Below are 14,587 nucleotides of genomic sequence, written 5' to 3' on the forward strand. Positions count from 1 at the left end.
GGAATCCGTCATGAGCAACGTCGACACCATCAAGAACTTCGTCATCACCGAGTTCCTCCCGGGCACCCCGGCCTCCGAACTCGCCGTCGAGCACGACCTCCTCAACGACGGGGTCATCGACAGCCTGGGCGTCCTCAAGCTGATCGCCTGGGTCGAGGACCGCTTCGAGCTCGCCATCGGCGACGAGGACCTGGACCCCAACAACTTCCGCAGCGTCGCGGCCATCGACACCTTCATCAGCCAGGCCCGCAGCACGGCCGCCGCCTAGGCCAACCACCCACGGCACCCCGACGGCCACGACGGAGACGAGACGGAGACGACCGTGCACGACGCACTCACCGGCCTGCTGGAGCAGAAGGCTCCGGTCGGCCGCGAGACCTGGCGGTCCTGGTGGGACCAGCTGGGCGCGGGCGGCCTCGACAAGGCCGAGGTCCTCGCCCTGCTGGCCTCCCTGACCAGCCGGCTCCCCGACCACCAGACCCTGCGCCACCTGCTGGACTCGCTCGCCGAGCGCCGGCCGGCGGCCACGGTGACCACCCCCTGGGAGGGCACCGTGAACGTCGTCGGCACCGGCGGCGGCCCCAAGACCTTCAACATCTCCACCGCCTCGGCGTTCGTCGCCGCGGCCGCAGGGGTCAAGGTCGTCAAAACCGGCTCCCGGGCCTACACCAGCTCGCTCGGCTCCGTCGACCTGCTGGAACGGCTCGGAGTCCGTCTCACCTCCTCGTACGCCCAGACCGAGGACACCCTCGACGCCTTCGGGATCGCCTTCGCCGGGCCGTTCGTCTACCCGGCGCAGCTGACCCGGCTGGCCCGGACGGTGGCCCCGACCAGCATGAAGCCCTTCGGCCGGTTCCTGAACGCCCTGGGCCCCTTCCTCGCCGACCTGCCGGTGACCGCCCAGGTCACCGGGGTCTCGGCCGCCGCACCGATCGACACCCTGCGGGAGCTCGCCGCGACCACCACGACCCGCCGCATCTGGCTCACCACCAACGACACCGGCGCGGACGAACTGCTCCCCTTCGCCACCAACACCATCCACGGGGACCGCTCCCCGGCCCGGGTCATCCGGCCGGGCGAACTCACCCCCGGCGACGGCTCCTTCGGAGACCTGCGACCCGCCGGCGACCCGGCCGGGGCCGTCGACCACTTCCTCTCCGTCCTCTCCGGGGCGGCGGGCCGGGTGGCCACCCGTACGGTCTGCCTCGGCGCGGCCGCCCTGGTGGTCGCCGCCGGCAACCGCCGGGACTGGTCCTCCGCGGTCTCGCTGGCCGAGGAGGCCATCCGCTCCGGCGCCGCCCACGACCTGGCGCAGCGCCTCGCGGCCGCGGCGAAGGCACCGGCGACGGCTTCGGCGACGGCTCCGGCGACGGCTTCGGCCACGGCTTCGGCCGAGGACCCGGCCAAGGCCCCCGTCAAGGCCCCGGCCACGGCTCCGCGCACCCTGGCGGTGGCCAGTGTCTAGCCTCACGACGGCGGGGACCCCCGCGGCCCCGACCGCGGCGACCGCACCCGCCCCCGCTCCCTTCTTCGCCCGCCGCACCCCCGGCGGGGTGCCCGGACTGGCGCTGTTCCTCAACGCGGGCGACCCGCCCCTGCCGGTCCTGCGGGACCTGGTCCTCATGCTCGACGAGGAGGGCGTGGACTGCCTGGAACTGGCCGTCCCGTTCCCCGACTCGGTCACCGACGGCCCGGTCGTCCGGCGCTCGGCGCGCCGGGCCCTGGACCGCGGCGGGGCCGGACTGGACGACGTACTCGCCTTCGTCTCGGACGTACGGCCGCACCTGTCGCACCTGCGGATCGCCCTGCTGGCCGACTGGAGCCACTCCCTCAAGCACCGGGACCTGGCCGCCACCACCCGCGAGATCGCGGCGGCCGGAGCGGACGGACTGCTCGTGCACGCGCTGCCGCCCAGGCTGCGCGCCGAACACCTGGAGTCCGCCGCGGCGGCGGGCCTCCCCGTCGTCACCACCTGCTACGCCAAGAGCGACCCCGGGACGCAGGCGCTGGCCGCCGCGCACGCCTCGGCGTACCTCTACCTCGTCGCCCACTACGGACGCAGCGGGACCGCACCCGCCGAAGGCCATGCCGCCCTGGCGCGGACGGTCACCGCTCTCCGGGCGCACACCGACTCCCCGATCGCCGTCGGCTTCGGGGTCAGCACACGGCAGGACGTCGAGGCGGTCGGCGCGGCCGGCGCCGACGCCGCGATCATCGGCTCCGCCGCGGTGGCAGCCGTGGAGCGGGCGCAGGAGGCCGGTCGCGATGTGACCGAGGCCTTCCGCGAGTTCGTCCGCTCGGTCCTGCCCGACGAACCGCACCGCACCGCCTGACCAGTACCGATCCACCAGAAGAAGGCTCCACCCCTCATCCGAATCCGCGCACCACCATCACACCGGGAGACCGTCATGATCGTTCGCGACATCGAGTCCGTGAAGACCGTCGAGTGGGGCAACGGCCTCAGCCGCCGCTTCCTCCTCGCCTCCGACGGGCTGGGCTACTCGCTCACCGACACCCTCGTCCTGGCCGGCACCAAGTCCCGCCTGGAGTACGTCAACCACCTGGAGGCCTGCTACTGCATCGAGGGCTCCGGCGAGGTCATCGAGCTCGACGGCACCTCGCACGAGATCGTCCCGGGCCGGATGTACGCCCTCGACCAGCACGACGCGCACTACCTCGTCGCCAGCCCGCACGAGGACCTGCGCCTGGTCTGCGTCTTCTCGCCGGCCCTGCGCGGCGACGAGGTGCACAGCCTCGACGCCCACACCTCCTCCGCCTACTGAGGCGCCAGGCGTCAGGCGCACCGGCGCCCGTCCGGAGCGCCACTCATCCGAAGCACCGCCACCGAAACAAAGGGGTCCGTCGTGATCCGTTGGAACGCCGACCAGGCCGAGCTGCGCGACAGCCTGGAGCGGTGGGGAGACGCACTCAGCGCAGACCACATCGAGCTCGACGAGCAGTCCGCCTTCTCGGAGGACAAGTGGAAGCTCGTCCAGAAGACCGGGATCCTCTCACTGCCCTTCGACGAGGACTTCGGAGGCCTCGGGCAGTCGATCCTCACCACCATGTACGTGCTGGAGGGGCTCGGCGAGTACAACCGCGACGCGGGCCTCAGCTTCTCGGTCACCACGTCCATCTGCTCCACCGGAATCCCGCTCCAGAAGTTCGGCACCGTCGAGCAGAAGGAGCGCTACCTGCCCCTGATCTGCTCGGGCGAGGCGATCGGCGCCCACGCCATCACCGAGGCCGAGGGCGGATCCGACGCCATGGCGATGGCCACCCGGGCCGTCCGTGACGGGGACGACTTCGTCATCAACGGCAGCAAGGTCTTCGTCAGCAACGGACCGGTCGCGGACCTGGTCGTGGTCTACGCCCGGACCCACCCGGACGGCGGGCCGCTCGGAACGACGGCGTTCCTGGTGGACCGCAACACGCCGGGGATCACCACCGGAAAGCCCATCAAGAAGATGGGTCTGAGGACCTCGCCGATCAGCGAGCTGTTCTTCGACGACGTACGGGTGCCCAGGAGCGCGGTGCTCGGCCGGGTCGGCGGCGGCTTCATGGTCATGGACTACGTGATGAAGCGGGAGATCCTCTTCTCCTTCATCGTCAACGTGGGCGAGATGCAGCACCGGCTGGAGCGGTGTGTCGAATACGCGAAGACGCGTAAGTCGTTCGGAAAGGCGATCGGTTCGTACCAGACGATCGCCAACAAGATCGTCGACATGAAGATCCAGCTGGAGACCGCCCGCAAGTGGCTCTACGACACGGGCGAGCGGCTGCAGGCGGGCGAGAACGTCACCCAGGACCTCGCCATCGCCAAGCTCGTCACCAGCGAGGCCAACCTGGCCGGCAGCATCAGCGCCGTGCAGATCTTCGGCGGCCACGGCTACATGTCGGAGTTCGGCCTCGAGCAGGAAGTGCGCAACGCCGTCGGAGGCACCATCTACTCCGGCTCCAACGAGATCCAGTACAACCGCATCGCCTCCACGCTGGGACTGGGCAAGTGACCACCGCACGCCCGCTGTCCCAGACGCTGCTGAAGGTCTGCGGGGCCACGGTCCCGCAGGACATCGAAGCGGCGGCGGCCGCCGGGGCGGACTGCGTCGGGCTCTGGCACGGCGTACCCGGCGGCCCGTCGGAACTGGACCAGGACGGGTTCGCCGCCCTCGCGGCGGCGGCCCGCTCGGCCGGGCTCCTCCCGGTCCTGGTGACCTTCCTGGCCGACCCCCGTGAGATCGCCGGGCTCGTCCGGCGCACCGGGGCCGGCTGGGTCCAGCTCCACGCGTACCAGCCGCCGGCCGTCGTACGGGCCCTGCGCGAGCAACTGCCCGCCGAGACCGGCATCGTCAAGGTGCTGCACGTCGAGGAGCGCGGCGGCTGCGTGGAACGCCCGCTGATCGGCGCGTACGAACGGGCCGGCACCGACCTCTTCCTCCTCGACACCGCCACCGGGGACGGCCGGATCGGCAGCACCGGACGCACCCTCGACCCGGCCCGCCTCACCGCCCTGCTGCCCCGGCTGACCAGGCCGTTCCTGCTGGCCGGCGGCCTGTCCCCGGCCAACCGGGCCGCCTACGAGGAGGTCGTGCAGCACCCCGGATTCCGCGGCATCGACGTGGACACCGCGGCGCGCGACCTGACGACCGGCCGCTTCGGCGTCCCGGAGATCGCCGCCCTCGCCCGTGCCTGGCGCACCGACTCCCCCGTCCCCCCTGTCTCGCACATCACCGACGACCCTCGACTGGAGCTTTCGCGATGACGAAGCAGAACCGGACCGGCTTCCCTTTTCTCGAGGCCCTCCAGGCCTCCCCCACCCCAGTCGTGATGGAGGTGAAGCGGCGCGACGCGCACGGCTACGACCTGGTCGGCGGCAGAACCCCGGCCGCGATCGTGGGGTCGTACGAACTCGCGGGCGCGCCCTGCATCTCCGTGGTGACGGGCCGCTGGTTCGGCGGCTCGCCCGCCCTGCTGCGGGACGTGGCGGCACTGACCGACCTCCCGCTCCTCCAGAAGGACTTCATCACCAGGAAGGACCAGATCCGTACGGCCAAGGAGCTCGGCGCCTCCGCGGTGCTGCTGACGGCGGCCCTGCTGCCCGCGTCGAGCATGCGCACGCTGGTCACGGAATGCCTGCTGACCGGCCTCACCCCCTTCGTGGAGGTCACCGAGGAATCCGAACTCGAAGCGGTCCACCACCCCGAGGAGTGCGTGATCGCGGTCAACAACAAGGACATCAAGACGCGCGAGCGCGGCGCCGGCGACCTCGGCCGCTCCCTGGACCTGCTCCCGGCGCTCCGCGCGATCGGCACCGCCTGCCCCGTCAGCGCCAGCGGCATCGAGGGTCCGGCGAACGCCGCCGAACTCCTCGACGCCGGCTTCGGCGGCCTCCTGGTCGGCACCTCGCTGCTGCGCACCGGGTCCCCGACGGCCTGGGTGGACGCGATGGCGGCGGCGCGGAAGGAGCTGGCGGTCCGATGACCACACTGTTGGGCGGAGTACGCCCCTACACCCTGAACGCGGCGGGCATCCCGCTGTCGGCGATCCTTGCGCTGCCGGAAGGCGCGGCGGCCGCGGACGCAGCCCCCCGCTCGACGATCCTGGCCATCCACGGCCGGGGCATGCGGGCGGCGTACTGGAACTCCTTCATCCCCCTCGCCACCAGCCTGGGCCACGCGGTGCTGGCGGTCGACCGGCCGGGTTACGGCGACTCGGCGAACCTGCTGCCGGAGGGCCAGGGCCTGGCCGCCCAGGCGGAGACCCTCCACGCGGCGCTCAAGGAACACGCCGCCGGCCACGACATCGGCGCCGGAGTCTTCCTCCTGGGCCACTCGGACGGCGGCAAAGTGGCGCTCCACACGGCGGCCACGGACGGCGGCGTTCCGCTGCTGGGCCTGGACGCCTCGGGCGTCGGCTACCGCTACAACCCCGAGGCCCTGCACTTCCCGTCCACCCTCGGCGGCGGCGCCACCAAACTGAACTGGGGCCCGCTGCCCCTCTACCCGCGCGGCACCTTCCAGGCCAGCCGCGCCCTCCTCTCCCCGACCCCGCCGCGGGAGTCGGCCGAAACCCTGCGCTGGCCCGGCCAGTACGAGGACCTGGCGGACCGCGTGCGCGTCCCCGTCCGCCTCACCTTCGCCGAATACGAGGCCTGGTGGGACCTGGACCCCACCGTCCTGACGGCGATGGCCGCCCGCCTCACCTCGTCGCCGAGGGTGGCCCTGGAACACCTCCCGGCGGCGGGTCACAACATCAGCCTCGGCCACGCGGCGCCGGCGTACCACCTGCGGGTGCTGATGTTCCTGGAGGAATGCCTGCCGCCGGCGGGCGCCTAGAGCTGGAGCTCGGGGGTGTCGAGCTCGATCCCGAACGGCGCGGGCAGCCGAAGGGCCGTACCGAAGGGGTGCGGCCCTTCGGTACGGGTATAGCCCAACGGCCCGGGCTCGGCAAAAAGCGTCACGCTCTGCTCGATCAGGTCCACGAGGAGGTAGAGCGGGGCACCGTACTCTGCGTATCGACGACGCTTCACCACCCGGTCGGTGTCGGCGTTCGAAGGAGAGGTCACCTCGACGACGGGCAGCGCGTCGGTCGGCAGGAGGGCACTACTGCCCTTCGCCAGATTTCTCGGGACCACGGCGATGTCGGGCACATACCAGTTGGGGGACCCCGGGAGACCGATGTTGCCGGCCCCGGTGGCACAGCCCAGTTCCTTGGCTCGCGCCTCGACCTGATCGCGGATGGCCTCGATTTGCGCGCTCGGGGTCGAGGGGCCGAACGCGGTGCTGCCTCCCCCGCGGGACGGGGGAGGCAGCGGTCTGGAGCACGGACCGCGTTCTCCTCCCACCAGTCGGCGTAGCGGACGATCGTGGCTGACGTGCACTCGTCGACGAACCGGTGTGATCCCCGGCGTCGGTCAGTGGCCCAGGGATGCGAGCAGTGCTTGGGCCTCGCGGAGTTGCTCCTCCAGGTGGGCGATCCGGTGGTGCGGGGAATCCGACGAGCGGAGAGCGGCGGTGTGGAGCGCCAGCACCTCGTCGGTGTGCGACGGCGCCACGTCGAAGTCCCTCGCCACGTACTGGAGGAGTTCCACGACGAACTGCCTGGGCGGGATGCGGTCGCCGTTGAGGTATCGGGAGACGGTGCTTGCATCGCAGTAGTGCGTGTGCGCGTACTCGCGCAGGGGGATCTTAATGAACGAGAACAGCTGGCGGAGAGCCTGGGCCAGGGCGCGCCGTGGCTCGGGGAGGTAGGCGTCGCGAGGGTGTGGCTGCTGGACGGGCCGCGGGCCCGGTGGAGCGGATGGGTCCGCCGAGTCGGGTGCTCGGGGTGGCGCCGGTGGGATCCGGTTCCTCTCCTGTGCGAGCAGCCGGTGCCAGACACGCAGCCAGTCCAGCTCCGCCAGGGCGGGATCCGCTGCGGAGATCCCGCGCCTCACCATCCAGCCGCGGGTTTCCTGCGCATGCGTCAGGCAGCCCCGCACCAGCGCCGTGACCGCCCCCGCGGTCGGCAGACTGGTGCGATGCGGGCTGTGCGCGTCCGCGAGGCAGCTGCGGGAAACGCCCGTCAGCCGGGCGAGCCGGGTGAGTGAGGGCGAGCCTGCCCACAGGCGCAGCTCGCGCAGGCGGGCGACGTACTCGGCCGGGTGAGCGGCGGGCTCGGGGCGCGGCGGTGTGACGGACCAGAGCTCGCCGTCCCACGGCGTGTTCTGGTGCCCGGCGAGGTACCACAGCTCGGTCCAGTGCTGTGGGTCCGCCTTGCATGCCTCGGCGTAGGCCAGGGTGACGTCCAGACTGGGCAGTGTGTCACCTGCCGCGGCGGCCGCGAGTGTGGACACCGAGCAACGGTGCCCGACGCGCGCGGCCATCGCACGGTAGGTGGGGTTGCCGGAATCCCTGCGCAGCGCCCGCAGTCGCCGGGCGAACGCCGCGTACGGCGCGTCGGGGGCGATCGGCTTCTCGGGCCGTGCCATGCGGCGGCCCCTCAGCGGGTGCGGGTCAGTTCGCGGGTGGCGGTACCCAGGGCGATGAGCGCCGCGACCGCCGCCGACAGGTCGTAGCCGAGAACGACCAGCAGGATCACGATGACGCCCACCGGGAGGACGGCCGGGAGGGTGATGGAGCCGCCGTTGGGCAGGCCGATGCAGAACGTGTTGTTCATGTGAAGGTCCTTGGTCCGGACGGATGTTGAGGGTGCGTCACGGGTTGCCGCCCGGGCCGCACGATCACCCTGCCACGGCGGTCGCAGGGCGAACCAGATGTTCCGGCGCAGTGGTTTTCCGGATGCGTACGGCGTTGGAGGCGTTGCCGTCGCTCGGCAACGCCTGGGGTTGTCCGAGTCCGTCCGGGCCGCGCCGGACAACATGTGCTGACGTCCTGGTCAGGGCTTCGTTGTCCAGAAGCGTCCAAATCCGTCCGAGGTCGTGGTTGCCCCTGCCGCAACAAGCGGACTACTTGGATGCTCAGCTTCTGGATACGGCTGTTGTCCTGGTCCGGACGGTAAGCCGCATGCATGACCGGGCGCCCCTCGTTGCCGCGAGCGCGCCCAACCACCGCGAAGACGGCGGGTCCGGGGCACGTGCGCCCCGGACCCGCCGTCTTCTGTGCGTGAAGGATCAGGCCGCCACCACGCGGCTCACCAGTTGGTCTCGGATGCGGGACGGGATTTCCGGGGCGAAGCGCTGGAGGTAGTGGTCCATGTGGGAGTCGTCGCCGACCAGGAACGGGAGGTCGAAGACCAGGAGCTTGCGGACCGCCAGGAGGGGGAGCGGGGCGCGGAGGGGGCGGAAGGACTCGTTGTAGAGGCCCGGCTCCTCGCACACCGGGTGGAACTGGCCGATCATCAGGCCTTCCGCGACGAACTCGTCCTTTGCCTTGCGTTGGAGTTCGTCGAGTTCGATCGAGTCTGTTGGGTCGAAGGCCGGGAGGACCAGGAGGATTGTGAGGAGCTCGCGGTCTTCCGGGGAGAGGGGCTCGGAGAGGGTCGCGTGGCGGGTGCGGAGGGAGTCGACCGCCTGGCTGAGGTCCTCGCAGTCCGGGGAGGGGAGGGCGAGGTGGAAGAGCTCCTTTCGGAGCGAGGGCTGGGTGTAGGGGCAGACGGGGCCGGAGCGGCCCAGTTCGGGGTGGCTGGAGACCAGGAAGTCCCGGCTCCACATGAGGACTTGGAGCAGCGGGCCGATGGCGTCGGCCGGTACCTCGCCGCGGGCGATCTCGCCCGCGGTCCAGGTCTGGATCAGGTCGTCGCCCCTCATCGGGGGTTCCTCCACATCGGTCGGAGTGCGGGGCCGTTCGAGGGGAGCGTGATGTCATCGCCCAGGCGGTCGAAGCCGAGGCGGCGGCAGGCGGCCTCGCCGCCGGGCGAGCTGGCTTCCGCGTAGACGGGTACGTGTTCGGTGTCGGCGCGGGCTATGACTTCGCCCAGGAGGCCGGTCATCAGGCCGCCCTGCTGGCGGCCGGCGCGGACCGCGCCGAAGGAGACGTAGTAGTGCGGCGGGTCGTGGGGGTGGTGTTGCGCCTGGAGTCGGGAGATGGTGCGCAGGGCGTCCGCGTGTTCGCCGAGGGCCAGGGAGAATGCGGCGTCCAGGGCCGCGTCGTCGGGCTCGGCACCGGGGGGCAGGAAGAGGAGGACGGCGTCGCCGTCCGGGGTGGTGAGCACCGCGTCGTACGAGGCGGAGAGCTCGACGAACACGCGGAAGAACCCGGGGAGGAGCTCGGCTCGCAGCCGCTCGTCGGGGATGATCCAGCGGGTCATCGCGTCCTCGTGGAAGGTGGTCGCGAGGAGGGCGGAGAGGTGGGTGATCCGGGACCGGGTCAGGGACGGTGCGGTGGTCGGGGACAAGTTGGCCTCCTGTGGGATGGGGGTGGGACGGGAGGGCGTGTTCCGTCAGGCGCGGCCCCGTGCGGCGAGTTCCGCCACGCGGGCGTGGAGCACCGGGAGGTAGTGCTCGTGCTCCGGCTTGATCAGGACGCTGCGGATCACCCGGGCCGCGTCCGCGTCGCGCACCACCTGCGGGTGGCGGCGTGCGAACGCGTCGGCGTCGGCGCGCAGCACGCTCAGGAACACCGGGTCGGCCTCGGACGTCATGCCGTCGCGCAGCAGCCGGTCCGAGGCCGCGTCTATGGAGGAGAGGGAGGGGGAGGAGGGCGTCGGGAAGTACGTGACGATGTCGAGGTCCGGGCGCTGGTAGAGGGTGAGGGCCTCGGACCCCGTCAGCAGGTCCGACCAGTTCAGGGCGGCGCGGCGGTTCGCGGCGAGGATCCTGCCGAAGCCGTCCGGGGTGAGGGGGAGGAGCTGCAGGGTCAGCCAGAGGGCCGCCGCCGCCGCGCCCGCCCGTGAGCACTCCAGACTGATCTCGCCCAGGTGCAGGTCCGAGTCGGTGAAGTACGTGTACGGCGAGTCGTGCGCGAAGTGCCGGCCGGCCCGGGGGTCCGGGAAGAGGACCGCCCCGCAGCCGTAGGGCTGCAGGCCCTGCTTGTGCGGGTCGACGACGACCGAGTCGCATTCGGCGATCGCCCGCCAGGGTGCGGGGTCGATGTCGCCGGTGGCGGAGCGGCCGAGGATCGCGTAGAAGCCGCCGTACGCCGCGTCGACGTGCACCCGGGCGCCGTACCGGCGGGCGAGGGGGAGCACCTCGTGGACCGGGTCGACCGCGCCCAGGCCCGTGGTGCCGGTGGTGACGACGACCGTGCCGATCCGGCCGCCGCGCAGGGCGTCCTCCAGCGCGTCGAGGTCGATGCGGCCGTGGGCGTCGGAGGGGATGCGGTGGCCCTGCATGCCGAGGACGTGGCACATCCGCTCGTGCGTGTAGTGGCATTCGCTGCTGTACGCGACCCCCCGGTCCGGGTGCAGCTGCCTGGCGACGTACAGCGCCTCCAGGTTGGCCATCGTGCCGCTGGTGGTGAGGTGCCCGACGTGCGCGGCGAGGCCGAACATGGCGGCCAGCTCGGCGACCGCCTCGCGTTCCATCTCGGTGGTCGCGGGGCCGCCCTCCGCGGCGTGGTTGTTCGGGTTGAAGAGCATCGCGGTGAGGTAGCCGGTCACGGCCGCCGGGTGCGGGGGCTTGACCATCTGTCCGGCGTAACGCGGGTGGAAGAACGGATAGTTGTGGTCCATCCGCTTCGCGAGGCTGTCGAAGGCCTCGGTGAACGCGTCGGGAGGCACCCGGTGGGCGTCGTGGGTCTCGTAGGGGCCGAACTGGCCGCCCCACCGCTCGGCCACCCCGAGCGCGCGCGGCAGCCAGTCGCGTAAGTCGTGCAGGTCGTTCAGGTCCACGGGAATCTCCCCCAGCGGCCGCCGGACAGGGCGGCACAAGTCGGGCGTACGCGGTCGTACGTACGCACGAGTAAGGGTTGCCCGGCCCCCGCAAGGCCCGCGCAACCTGACCCCATCCGGGCTCGAGCGACCTGCGAGCCGGCTCTGTTCCACTCGCGGCGCGACACCCGCGCGGTCCCCACCCGTCCCAGGAGGAAACCCATGGTCACCAGACGCAGCGTGCTCGGCGGCGCCATAGGCGCGGCCGGTGCGGGCCTGCTCACCACCGGCGGGCTGGCGCCGCTGCTCAACGCCGGATCCGCGCGGGCCACGGAGGCGGTCACCGTACCGGCGCCGTTCACCGTGAAGATGCCGACGCTGCCGGTGCTCTCGCCGTATTCCGTGCTGGGCGGCCAGGACACGTACGCCGTCACCATCAAGGAGGTGGCGCGGGAGATCATCCCCGGGGTGCAGACGAAGGTCCTCACCTACAACGGCAACTTCCCCGGCCCGGTGCTGCGGGCCCGCTCCGGGCGGCCGGTGTCGATCCGGCACCGCAACAGCCTCACCATGCCGGTCTCGGTCCACCTGCACGGCGGCAGCGTCTCACCGGAGAACGACGGCGGCCCGATGGACACCTTCGGGCCGGGCACCTCGCGCACGTACACCTATCCCAACCAGCAGCCGGGCGCGGCGCTCTGGTTCCACGACCACGCCCACCACATGGAGTCGGAGCACGTCTTCCGCGGCCTGTCCGGCATGTACCTGCTCTCGGACGAGACCGAGCGCGCGCTGCCGCTGCCGGCCGGACAGTACGAGGTCCCGATCGCGCTGCGCGACGCCCGCTTCGACGAGGCCGGACAGCTCGTCTACCAGATGGACGACGTCTTCGGGCGGACCACGATCCTCGCCAACGGCCGTCCGTCTCCGTATGTCGAGGTCGCGGCGCGCAAGTACCGCTTCCGGCTGCTCAACTCCTCCAACATGCGCTTCTTCCAGCTGCGCCTGGCCGACGGCGGCCAGATGATCCAGATCGGCACGGACGGCGGACTGCTGGAACGCCCCTTCACCACCGACACCGTCGGGCTGTCCCCGGCGGAGCGCGCGGACGTGGTCATCGACTTCTCCCGCTACCCGGTCGGCACGAAGATCGTCCTGGAGAACACCCTGGGCCCGGGGACGCCCGACCAGGTGGGCAAGGTGCTGCGCTTCGACGTCGTGCGGACGGCCGCCGACCCGAGCCGGGTGCCCGACGTGCTGCGCACGCTGCCGGCGATGCGGACGGCCACGGTCCAGCGGAACATCGTCCTCAGCATGGACGAGGACGGCCGCGAGGAGCCGCGGGGCCTGATGGACGGGCAGGAGTGGGACTACCAGCGCATCGACCAGACGATCGCGCACGGCACGTCGGAGATCTGGACCGTCACCAACGCGAACAAGATCGTCCCGCACAACTTCCACATGCACCTGATCCAGTTCCGGGTACTGGAGCGCAACGGCGCCCCGGTGGCCCCGTCCGAGGCCGGGCTGAAGGACACCGTCCGGCTGTTCCCCGGCGAGACGGTGAAGCTCCACGCCACCTTCGACACCTACCGCGGGACGTACGTCTACCACTGCCACCTGCTGGACCACTCGGCGATGGGGATGATGGCGAACTTCCGCGTGCGCTGAGCGCGCCCGGCCGTCCGGCGGGGCGCGCGGCCGCGCTGTCGCCCCGCTCGACGAACGCTCAAGGGCGAGCCGAGGGAGCGTCGGAAGAATCCTGGGCAACAGACCATGTCCGGCCGTGTCCCCCACGGATCTCCGCATGAGTCCACGTGCACGAGTACGGCCGCTTGAGCCCCGCTCAAGCACTGGTGGAAACCCATGGCAGGGCCTTGGCGGGGAGTGCCACGATCGGATGTCCGTGCCGAGGGCGAGCACAACTCCCACCACCCCCAGACGAGGATGTCCCATGAACTCCAATCCGGCCGGCAGCGGCTACTACGCCCCGCCCCAGCAGCCCGCGCCGGCGTCCGCCGAGCGTTCCGGGCTCGCGACCTCCCTGCTGATCGTCTCGACGGTCCTCATCGGTCTGATGGCGGGCCTGTTCTTCGCCTTCGACGTCTCGGTCATGCCGGGCCTGGCCGCGGGCGACGAGCGCACGTACGTCACCGCCATGCAGAACTTCAACTCGAAGATCGACGGCAACGGACTCTTCGGCATGGCGTTCATCGTCGCCCTGCTCGCGTCCGCCGCCTCGGCGGTCATCGAGTTCCGCAAGGGCCGCCGCAACGTGGCGATCTGGGTCGGGGCCGCGGCCCTGGCCTACTTCGTCGTCCTGATGATCACCTTCTCCGTGAACATCCCCCTCAACAACGAGCTGGCCGACGTCGGTGACGCGGCGAAGCTGACGGACTTCTCGATCGTGGAGAAGTTCAAGACCACGTGGGTCTCCACCAACATCCTGCGCACCCTGCTGTGCACGTTGGGCCTGACCGCCATGTCCCGCGCCCTGATCCTCTTCGGCCGGGCCACCCGCTGATCCACCGACGCCGCCGGTCCCGATCCCCCCACGCACCACGACGAAGTCCCCCGGCCCACCCGACCGGGGGACTTCGTGCGTACGGGCGTCCGGGTGGGGCGTGCCGCCCCGGTCAGGCGGCCTGGCCGTTGAGGTACAGGGCCCAGGCCAGGAAGCCGACGGCCGCGGTGCACAGCAGGGTGCGCCAGACGTTGGCGCGGACCCAGGGGCCCTCGAAGGTGCGCCGGACGGCGGCCGGGTCGGCGATCCGGGCGACCGGGCCGGCCTTCTCCAGGGCGTTGTTCAGCGGGATGTTCACCTTGTTGGTGACACCCATCGAGACGATGTAGCAGACCAGGGCCGCGATCAGGGGCGGCAGGACGTCACGGCCGTCGGACGGGACGTGCAGGGCCACCGCGAGGGCCGTGAAGAGGAACGCCCCGATGTAGCCGAGGACGAACCAGCCGTTCAGGATGGCCTTGTTGATGTGCTGCATGACCTCGATGACGGTCCGGTCGTCCGTGCGCTTCAGACCCGGCATCACGGAGACGGAAAAGCCGTAGAACAGGCCGCTGACCAGGCCCATGGTGAGGGTCGCGGCGATGAGCGAGGCCAGGCGTGCGGTCTCCATGGGGCTCCCCCTGGGTCATCGGTTCTTCGGGAACGGGTCATCGAATGGTCAAGGCATGGCGACTATACGGGGGTAGGCCAGGTGGCGTACGGAGGATTCGAGCGGCCTTCCAGCGGGTCTTGAGCCGCCTCGCCCGAACTCCCGCCGGAGGGACGGTGGTTGCTCGGATCCCGTGGGCGTGGCTCCTGGAAAACAAACGGGGCCGC

The 14,587-nt window shown here is 71.3% G+C and carries 16 protein-coding genes and 1 pseudogene; 10 read left to right on the forward strand and 7 right to left on the reverse strand.

What is annotated here, in order from left to right:
* The first annotated feature begins 10 nt into the window (after nucleotides 1-10).
* The 8 genes from ACZ6Y1_RS33545 (at nucleotide 11) to ACZ6Y1_RS33580 (ending at nucleotide 6,335) form a co-directional block, all read left to right on the forward strand.
* Nucleotides 11-268 carry a phosphopantetheine-binding protein gene (locus ACZ6Y1_RS33545; protein ID WP_469638893.1) on the forward strand — a complete coding sequence of 86 codons (258 nt, stop codon included), beginning with the start codon at nucleotides 11-13 and terminating at the stop codon, nucleotides 266-268.
* Between the two features lie 54 nt (nucleotides 269-322).
* Nucleotides 323-1,465 (forward strand): hypothetical protein, encoded by a 1,143-nt coding sequence (locus ACZ6Y1_RS33550; protein WP_469638896.1) that lies wholly within the window; start codon nucleotides 323-325, stop codon nucleotides 1,463-1,465.
* A complete protein-coding gene (gene trpA / locus ACZ6Y1_RS33555) occupies nucleotides 1,458-2,333 on the forward strand; it encodes a tryptophan synthase subunit alpha (protein ID WP_469638899.1) in 876 nt (291 codons plus the stop codon). Before ACZ6Y1_RS33550 ends, trpA begins: the two co-directional genes overlap by 8 nt.
* 75 nt (nucleotides 2,334-2,408) lie before the next feature.
* Entirely contained in the window at nucleotides 2,409-2,783 is a 375-nt protein-coding gene (locus ACZ6Y1_RS33560; protein WP_384578522.1) for an ectoine synthase, read from the forward strand.
* An 81-nt stretch (nucleotides 2,784-2,864) separates the two neighbouring features.
* A complete protein-coding gene (locus ACZ6Y1_RS33565) occupies nucleotides 2,865-4,010 on the forward strand; it encodes an acyl-CoA dehydrogenase family protein (RefSeq protein ID WP_469638903.1) in 1,146 nt (381 codons plus the stop codon).
* Complete coding sequence (locus ACZ6Y1_RS33570; RefSeq protein WP_469638906.1) at nucleotides 4,007-4,762, forward strand: phosphoribosylanthranilate isomerase; 756 nt, start codon at nucleotides 4,007-4,009, stop codon at nucleotides 4,760-4,762. Before ACZ6Y1_RS33565 ends, ACZ6Y1_RS33570 begins: the two co-directional genes overlap by 4 nt.
* Complete coding sequence (locus tag ACZ6Y1_RS33575; protein ID WP_469638909.1) at nucleotides 4,759-5,481, forward strand: beta/alpha barrel domain-containing protein; 723 nt, start codon at nucleotides 4,759-4,761, stop codon at nucleotides 5,479-5,481. The genes ACZ6Y1_RS33570 and ACZ6Y1_RS33575 overlap by 4 nt, the downstream gene beginning before the upstream one ends.
* The gene (locus ACZ6Y1_RS33580; RefSeq protein ID WP_469638911.1) at nucleotides 5,478-6,335 is read left to right on the forward strand and encodes an alpha/beta hydrolase; all 858 of its coding nucleotides are present in this window, start codon (nucleotides 5,478-5,480) and stop codon (nucleotides 6,333-6,335) included. The genes ACZ6Y1_RS33575 and ACZ6Y1_RS33580 overlap by 4 nt, the downstream gene beginning before the upstream one ends.
* Here ACZ6Y1_RS33580 and ACZ6Y1_RS33585 read toward each other — a convergent pair.
* The 6 genes and pseudogenes from ACZ6Y1_RS33585 to ACZ6Y1_RS33610 all read right to left on the reverse strand — a co-directional run.
* Nucleotides 6,332-6,745: pseudogene (locus tag ACZ6Y1_RS33585) on the reverse strand (Uma2 family endonuclease); the annotation flags it as partial. The gene ACZ6Y1_RS33580 and the pseudogene ACZ6Y1_RS33585 sit on opposite strands and share 4 nt — an antisense overlap.
* 168 nt (nucleotides 6,746-6,913) lie before the next feature.
* Complete coding sequence (locus tag ACZ6Y1_RS33590) at nucleotides 6,914-7,969, reverse strand: helix-turn-helix domain-containing protein (RefSeq protein WP_469638913.1); 1,056 nt, start codon at nucleotides 7,967-7,969, stop codon at nucleotides 6,914-6,916.
* Nucleotides 7,970-7,980: 11 nt separating this feature from the next.
* Nucleotides 7,981-8,157, reverse strand: coding sequence for a hypothetical protein (locus ACZ6Y1_RS33595; protein WP_469638916.1), 177 nt, complete (start codon nucleotides 8,155-8,157; stop codon nucleotides 7,981-7,983).
* Nucleotides 8,158-8,611: 454 nt separating this feature from the next.
* Complete coding sequence (locus tag ACZ6Y1_RS33600) at nucleotides 8,612-9,247, reverse strand: DUF6875 domain-containing protein (protein ID WP_469638919.1); 636 nt, start codon at nucleotides 9,245-9,247, stop codon at nucleotides 8,612-8,614.
* Complete coding sequence (locus ACZ6Y1_RS33605) at nucleotides 9,244-9,834, reverse strand: hypothetical protein (protein ID WP_469638922.1); 591 nt, start codon at nucleotides 9,832-9,834, stop codon at nucleotides 9,244-9,246. Before ACZ6Y1_RS33605 ends, ACZ6Y1_RS33600 begins: the two co-directional genes overlap by 4 nt.
* Before the next feature lie 45 nt (nucleotides 9,835-9,879).
* Nucleotides 9,880-11,268 carry a pyridoxal phosphate-dependent decarboxylase family protein gene (locus ACZ6Y1_RS33610; protein WP_469638925.1) on the reverse strand — a complete coding sequence of 463 codons (1,389 nt, stop codon included), beginning with the start codon at nucleotides 11,266-11,268 and terminating at the stop codon, nucleotides 9,880-9,882.
* 201 nt (nucleotides 11,269-11,469) lie between these two features.
* On the opposite strand from ACZ6Y1_RS33610, the gene ACZ6Y1_RS33615 reads away from it, so the two are divergent.
* Together ACZ6Y1_RS33615 and ACZ6Y1_RS33620 are read left to right on the forward strand one after the other, a co-directional pair.
* Nucleotides 11,470-12,918 carry a multicopper oxidase family protein gene (locus ACZ6Y1_RS33615; RefSeq protein ID WP_469638928.1) on the forward strand — a complete coding sequence of 483 codons (1,449 nt, stop codon included), beginning with the start codon at nucleotides 11,470-11,472 and terminating at the stop codon, nucleotides 12,916-12,918.
* A gap of 283 nt (nucleotides 12,919-13,201) precedes the next feature.
* Complete coding sequence (locus tag ACZ6Y1_RS33620; RefSeq protein WP_469638931.1) at nucleotides 13,202-13,771, forward strand: anthrone oxygenase family protein; 570 nt, start codon at nucleotides 13,202-13,204, stop codon at nucleotides 13,769-13,771.
* A 112-nt stretch (nucleotides 13,772-13,883) separates the two neighbouring features.
* Here the strand turns inward: ACZ6Y1_RS33620 and ACZ6Y1_RS33625 are convergent, their stop codons facing one another.
* Nucleotides 13,884-14,381, reverse strand: a complete 498-nt coding sequence (locus ACZ6Y1_RS33625) for an anthrone oxygenase family protein (RefSeq protein WP_469638934.1) — start codon at nucleotides 14,379-14,381, stop codon at nucleotides 13,884-13,886.
* Nucleotides 14,382-14,587: the final 206 nt, after the last annotated feature.

It is taken from the genome of Streptomyces sp. NPDC053432 (genome assembly GCF_055585365.1).